Source organism: Conexibacter sp. CPCC 206217, from assembly GCF_030646165.1.
In the GTDB taxonomy this organism is placed as follows: Bacteria; Actinomycetota; Thermoleophilia; order Solirubrobacterales; family Solirubrobacteraceae; genus Conexibacter.
In genome coordinates this window covers 437,750-443,813 of sequence record NZ_JAUTDO010000004.1, presented here as the reverse complement: position 1 = coordinate 443,813, position 6,064 = coordinate 437,750, and the positions used below count along the sequence as shown (strand labels likewise).

Annotated in this window: 6 protein-coding genes; 5 read left to right on the top strand and 1 reads right to left on the bottom strand. The window is 70.2% G+C overall.

Translation table 11 applies throughout. From position 1 onward, the window contains the following. The first annotated feature begins 254 nt into the window (after positions 1 to 254). The 5 genes from Q7L65_RS13245 (at position 255) to Q7L65_RS13225 (ending at position 4,862) form a co-directional block, all read left to right on the top strand. Complete coding sequence (locus Q7L65_RS13245) at positions 255 to 1,052, top strand: flagellin (RefSeq protein ID WP_304721819.1); 798 nt, start codon at positions 255 to 257, stop codon at positions 1,050 to 1,052. Between the two features lie 104 nt (positions 1,053 to 1,156). After that, complete coding sequence (locus tag Q7L65_RS13240) at positions 1,157 to 1,954, top strand: flagellin (protein ID WP_304721818.1); 798 nt, start codon at positions 1,157 to 1,159, stop codon at positions 1,952 to 1,954. Positions 1,955 to 2,087: 133 nt separating this feature from the next. Then, entirely contained in the window at positions 2,088 to 2,789 is a 702-nt protein-coding gene (locus Q7L65_RS13235; RefSeq protein WP_304721817.1) for a CHAP domain-containing protein, read from the top strand. A 26-nt stretch (positions 2,790 to 2,815) separates the two neighbouring features. Beyond that, positions 2,816 to 3,553 (top strand): response regulator transcription factor, encoded by a 738-nt coding sequence (locus Q7L65_RS13230; protein ID WP_304721816.1) that lies wholly within the window; start codon positions 2,816 to 2,818, stop codon positions 3,551 to 3,553. Positions 3,554 to 3,557: 4 nt separating this feature from the next. Further along, complete coding sequence (locus tag Q7L65_RS13225) at positions 3,558 to 4,862, top strand: glycosyltransferase (protein ID WP_304721815.1); 1,305 nt, start codon at positions 3,558 to 3,560, stop codon at positions 4,860 to 4,862. Positions 4,863 to 4,936: 74 nt separating this feature from the next. Here the strand turns inward: Q7L65_RS13225 and purM are convergent, their stop codons facing one another. Beyond that, positions 4,937 to 6,019 carry a phosphoribosylformylglycinamidine cyclo-ligase gene (gene purM, locus Q7L65_RS13220; RefSeq protein ID WP_304721814.1) on the bottom strand — a complete coding sequence of 361 codons (1,083 nt, stop codon included), beginning with the start codon at positions 6,017 to 6,019 and terminating at the stop codon, positions 4,937 to 4,939. Between the last annotated feature and the right edge of the window lie 45 nt (positions 6,020 to 6,064).

Genomic DNA, 6,064 nt, shown 5'->3' with positions numbered 1-6,064 from the left:
GGCACGAGCATGCTCGCGCAGGCGCAGCAGGCGCCGCAGGCCGTCCTCTCGCTCCTGCGCTAGAGCAAGAAGCAAGCGGGAGCAGGTCCAAGCAGGTCGAACGAGGGGCGGGCGGCAGCACTGCGCCCGCCTCTTCTCGTACCTCCGTCCAGTTGCCGCCCTCTCTCGCTCAAGACGCTCAGGGCGGGGCCGATTCCCTGGGTTGACCACGGGCGACATGGAGTTGCCTGGGACGACATCAAGGAGATGGGCACATGTCCCTTCGCATCAACACGAACGTCGAGGCGTTCAACGCGCACCGGAATCTCGAGGGCACCAGCAACAAGCTCGCGAAGTCGATGGAGCGTTTGTCGTCGGGTTTCCGTATCAACCGTGCCGCGGACGATGCTGCCGGCCTGGCGATCTCGGAGAAGCTGCGTGGTCAGATCGGCGGCCTCGATCAGGCGCGTCGTAACGTCCAGGACGGCATCTCGCTCGTGCAGACGGCGGAGGGTTCGCTGACCGAGGTTCACTCGATGCTGCAGCGCGTGCGCGAGTTGTCGGTCCAGTACAACAACGGCACGCTGGCGACGACGGACAGAGGCGCGATCGTCTCCGAGGTCACGCAGCTGACGCAGGAGATCGAGCGGATCGGTACGACTGCGCAGTTCAACGGCATCAAGCTGCTCGACGGCACCGTCGCGACGGTGACGTTCCAGGTTGGCGCCAACGACGGAGAGACGATCTCCGCGTCGACGATCTCGCTCGGCAGAGCGGTCGGCAGAATCGACCTCACGTCGACCACCATCCTTGCGGATGTCGACAGAGCGATCAACGCCGTGTCGGATCAGCGTGCGTCGTTCGGCGCGGTGCAGAACCGTCTCGAGCACACGTACAACAACCTCTCGGTCTACCAGGAGAACCTGAGCGCGTCCGAGTCGCGGATCCGTGACGTGGACATGGCGGCTGAGATGGTGAACTTCACGAAGAACAACATCCTGCAGCAGGCCGGCACGAGCATGCTCGCGCAGGCGCAGCAGGCGCCGCAGGCCGTCCTCTCGCTCCTGCGCTAGCACGGGAACCGCAGTGAGACGGGGCCGGCGTCTTCCGGCCCGTCTGGAGTACGTCAACAAGCAGGGCGACATGGAGTCGCTCAGGGCGATCAAGGAGATCGAGCATGTCCCTTCGTATCAACACGAACGTCGAGGCGTTCAATGCGCACCGTAACCTCGAGGGCACGAGCAACAAGCTGGCGAAGTCGATGGAGCGCCTCTCCTCGGGTTTCCGCATCAACCGCGCTGCCGACGATGCTGCCGGCCTGGCGATCTCGGAGAAGCTGCGTGGTCAGATCGGCGGCCTCGATCAGGCCCGGCGCAACGTCCAGGACGGCATTTCGCTGGTGCAGACGGCGGAAGGTTCGCTGACTGAGGTCCACAGCATGCTGCAGCGCGTCCGCGAGCTGGCGGTCCAGCACGCGAATGGCACGCTGGCCACGACCGACAGAGCGGCGATCGTCTCCGAGGTCACGCAGCTGACCGACGAGATCAGACGCATCCGCGACACCGCGCAGTTCAACGGCATCAGACTGCTCGACGGCACCACGACCAGAATCACGTTCCAGGTCGGCGCCAACGACAGAGAGACGATCGACGCGACGACATCCGACCTCAACACGGCTGTCCCGGCGATCACGATCTCGGCCGCGACGGCGCTGGCGGACATCGACAGAGCGATCAACTCCGTGTCGGATCAGCGTGCGTCGTTCGGCGCTGTGCAGAACCGTCTGGAGCACACGTACAACAACCTGTCCGTGTATCAGGAGAACCTGTCGGCGTCCGAGTCGCGGATCCGTGACGTGGACATGGCTGCGGAGATGGTGAACTTCACCAAGAACAACATCCTGCAGCAGGCCGGCACGAGCATGCTCGCGCAGGCCCAGCAGGCGCCGCAGGCCGTCCTCTCGCTCCTGCGCTAAGACACGCACCACGAAGTTCCGCCCTTCGGGGCAACGCGGAGAGGGCGGGCGGCCGGTGGCCGCCCGCCCCTTTTCGTCTTGGCGCACATGCATTGGTCAAGGGATCGTGAGCGCTGCCGATTAAGGAGGCGAGATGTCCCTCGCTGCCGCCATCGCTCGGATCGACGAGATCAAGAGCACCTTCACTCCGGACCTCATCCCGGTCCCCTCCAACGGCGGTGCCGCCGCTCCGGCGGGCACAGCCGCTCCGACCGCCGTCACCGCGACCGCCTCCTCGGCGAACGGGTTCTCCAACCTGCTCAACGGCGCGATGTCGAACACCTTGCCCGCAGTCCCGATCTCCGGTCCGGGCGGCTTTGTCAACGCGACCGTGCCGGTGACCAGCAACGGCGGCGCTCCCGCCGGAGCGCAGGCGATGGTCGCGCTCGCCCAGGGCGAGGTCGGCCAGGCCGAGTTCCCGCCCGGCTCCAACGACTCGCCTCGGATCGCGACCTACCGCGAGGCGACCGCCGGCAGCGGCGTCGGTCCGTGGTGCGCATACTTCACCTCGTGGCTGGGCGAGCAGGCCGGCACGCCGCTGGGCGACAACGGCCAGGGCTTCGGCCGCGTCGACGACGTCTACGCGTGGGCGCAGCGCGTCGGCCGCGCGGTCCCCAACGGTCCCGGTGTCGTCCCGAACCCGGGCGACCTGATCGTCTGGGACGAGCACATCGGCATGGTCGAGCAGGTGCTGCCCGACGGTCGCATCCAGACGATCGAAGGCAACTCGTCCGACCAGGTCAAACGCAACGTGCACGAGCAGGGTTCTGCGCTCGGGTACGTGCGCATGAGTTGAGCGGCCGGCGGCGAATAGCGCACTCGATGCTCCACCACGAACATCCGGACGGCCTCGGCCTGGGCCGCATCCCGGGCGAGGACGGCCACGCGATCAGCGCCCGTCGCGGCGGCATCTCGCTCGTCGTCGTCGATGCTCACGCGCCCGTGCGTGAGGGTCTGCCGCTGCTGCTGGAGCCTGAGGAGATCGACGTCGTCGCCTGCGCGGCGACCGGCGACGGCGGCGAGGCGGTGATCGGCAAATACCAGCCTGACGTCGCGCTCGTCGCGATGGAGCTCGCCGACGCCGACGGGATCGTCCTGCTGCGACGGTTGGTGCAGCGCGGCGTGCGCAGCGCGGTCGTGCTCTACACCGACGACGAGGATCCGCAGCAGGCGGCGCTCGCCGTCCACGCGGGAGCGGCCGGCGTGATCGCCAAGCGGCGCTCGATCGTCGAGCTTGCGGCCGCGGTGCGCCAGGTCGCCGGCGGCGGCCTGTGGTTCAACGAGGCCGGCGACGCCGAGCCGATGCCGACCTCGCCGCGCCCCCAGGTCCCGCTCCTCGCCACCCTCTGCGACCGCCGCACCGCGACGCTCTCCGACGCCGAGCTGCGCGTGCTCGCGCTCGTCGCCGAGGGCAGCTCGACCGAGGCGATGGCCGACGAGCTCTCGCTCAGCCCCCACACGGTCCGCACCCACCTGCGCAACGTGATGCGCAAGCTCGAGGCTTCCAGCCGCGCCCACGCGGTCGCGATCGCGATCCGCGAAGAGGCGATCCCCGTCTGAGCGAATGATCGGATTCGTGGTCTGCGTCGGTGACGACGAGGTCTTCGCCGAGCACGCGGCGAGAAGCTACCGCCGCGTGGCGGAGCCGGACAGCCAGCTCGGCGAGCTGACGGCGGATGGGTCCATCCACGCTGCCTACAACGAGGCGCTCGACCATTTCGCCGCGTGCGACGACTTGGAAGCGCTGGTGCTGATGCACCAGGACATCGAGCTGGCCGACCCCGGCTTCTGCGGCTGGATCCGGGGACGCTTCGCCGATCCGCAGGTCGCCGTGCTCGGCACGATCGGCGCGGCAGGTGTCGACTCGCTCGCGTGGTGGGCCGGCGAGCCGCGCGGGTACGTGCTGGAGTCGCGCGGGTACCTCGGCACGCCCGGGACGGAGGGCGAGGCCGACGCGGTCGACGGGATGCTGATGGTGCTGTCGCCGTGGGCGGTCCGCAACCTGCGCTTCGACACCGACGCCTTCAGCGGCTTCCACGGCTACGACGTCGACTACTGCTTCAGCGCGCGCGCCGCCGGCAGAACCGTCGTCGCCGCCGACCTGAGAGTGATCCACCACACGAAGGGCGGTTTCGGCGAAAGAGCCGCGTGGGATGCCTGCGACATGGCGCTGCGCCGCAAGTGGTCGCTGCCACTGCTGACGCCGGCCGTCGGTCACGACTCCGCTGTGGACGACGCCGGCGCGCCCAGGTCAACCGCGGACGGCGCGGACGCTCCGCCCACGCTGGTGCGCGTCGCGGCGACGCTGCTGGTCGTGCTGCACGACGAGGACGGCGATGCCGCCGCGGCTGCGCGCTGCCTGGAGAGCCTCTCCGAGCTCGACGCCGAGCAGCCGCGCCACGGCGTCGCGATCGTCGCGGAAGCCCGCGCCCGCGCCCTCGACCCGCTGCTCGATCAGCTCGACGGCGACGTCGTCGTGCTGCGCCCCGATCAGCCGGCGGACCGCGTCGACCGCGCGATCGCCCCGCTCGTCGCCCGATGCCCCGGCGAGATCGTCGTCGTCCTGCGCGGACTGCCGCGCGTCGACGCCGGCTTCCTCGCGCCGCTCTGCCGCGCGCTGCAGTTCGAGCAGGTCGCCGGCGCGACCAGTGCGACCGACGGTGACGCACATGCCAACCCCGGCGACGCCATGGTCCTCGCCGCGCGTCGGAGCGACCTCAGCGGCATGCTCGGCCGCCTCGCTGCCGCCGACGACGGCGCCACCGCGGGCTTCAGCGCGATCTGCGCCGAACTGGAGCGCTTCGGCACGGTCGCGACCGTCGGCGACAGCCGCGTCGCGAGCGCGGCGCCGAGCCTGCTGCCGCGGTAGCTCGCCGAGCGCACGGGTGCGCCGGCACTGCCGTGCCGCGAGCGCAAGGCGTCAGTCGTGCCGCGCCGCGCAGGTCAGCTGGGCCGCGCCGCGAGCCCGTCGGCGTTGCCGGTCAGGCCGAGGCCGGGCAGCGTGACGGTGCCGGATCTGGTGGTGACGGTGCCGATCCGGGCGCTGCCCGGGTGGCGGGCCGACAGCAGCTCGATCGCGGCGTCGGCGTGCGACGCCGGGACGGTCGCGACGAAGCCGCAGCCCATGTTGAAGACCTTCCACATCTCGGCGGGGGCGACCTCGCCGAGACGCGCGATCAGCTCGAAGACGCCGAGCACGGGCAGCGGCGCGTCGATCTTGTAGCCGATCCCCTTGCCGAGCCGCAGCAGGTTCAGCACGCCGCCGCCGGTGATGTGCGCGAGGCCGTGGACCGGGATCTCGCTGCGCAGCAGGTCAAGGATCGCGCGCACGTAGATGACCGTCGGCTCCAGCAGCGCGTCGGCGATCGAGGCGCCGCCCAGCTCCGCGGGCTTGGCGTCGAGGCCGAGCGCGCCCTGCTCCAGCAGCGCGCGGCGCGCGAGCGTGAGGCCGTTGGAGTGCACGCCGGAGGCCGGCAGTCCGATCAGCGCATCGCCGGCGGCGATCTTGTCGCCCGTCACGATCGCGTCGAGCGCGATCGTGCCGAAGCACGCGCCCGTGAGGTCGAAGCCGTGCGGCGACGGGTGGCCCTTCACCAGCTCCGGCAGCTGCGCCAGCTCACCGCCGGGGATCTCCACCCCGGCCTGCTCGGCACCGGCCTTCAGCCCGCGCGCGATCGCGGCGAGCACCTCCGGGTCGGCCTGCTCGACCGCGAGGTAGTCGAGCACGGCGATCGGCTCCGCACCGACGCAGATGATGTCGTTGACGTTCATCGCGATGCAGTCGATCCCGACGGTGTCGTAGCGACTGGTCTGCTCGGCGACGATCACCTTCGTGCCGACGCCGTCGGCGCCGACCGCGATGCCGAGGTTCGGCGCGACTCTCAGCACGTTCGCGTAGTGCCCGGAGGGCAGCACCGACAGCGAGGGCCGGCCCGGATCGATCGTGCGCAAGACGTCGACGAGCGCGCGGACGCCCGCGTCCGCCTCGGCGATGTCGACGCCCGCGGCTGCGTAGGAGTCGCTCATGCCCGCATTGTCGCGGAAGCGGTGGGGTGGTGTCGGGCGCTCCCG

Excerpts from the sequence above, each read along its gene's own strand:
- Q7L65_RS13245 (WP_304721819.1), top strand. The coding sequence starts at position 255 with ATGTCCCTTCGCATCAACACGAACGTCGAGGCGTTCAACGCGCACCGG.
- Q7L65_RS13240 (WP_304721818.1), top strand. The coding sequence starts at position 1,157 with ATGTCCCTTCGTATCAACACGAACGTCGAGGCGTTCAATGCGCACCGT.
- Q7L65_RS13235 (WP_304721817.1), top strand. The coding sequence starts at position 2,088 with ATGTCCCTCGCTGCCGCCATCGCTCGGATCGACGAGATCAAGAGCACC.
- Q7L65_RS13230 (WP_304721816.1), top strand. The coding sequence starts at position 2,816 with ATGCTCCACCACGAACATCCGGACGGCCTCGGCCTGGGCCGCATCCCG.
- Q7L65_RS13225 (WP_304721815.1), top strand. The coding sequence starts at position 3,558 with ATGATCGGATTCGTGGTCTGCGTCGGTGACGACGAGGTCTTCGCCGAG.
- purM (WP_304721814.1), bottom strand. The coding sequence starts at position 6,019 with ATGAGCGACTCCTACGCAGCCGCGGGCGTCGACATCGCCGAGGCGGAC.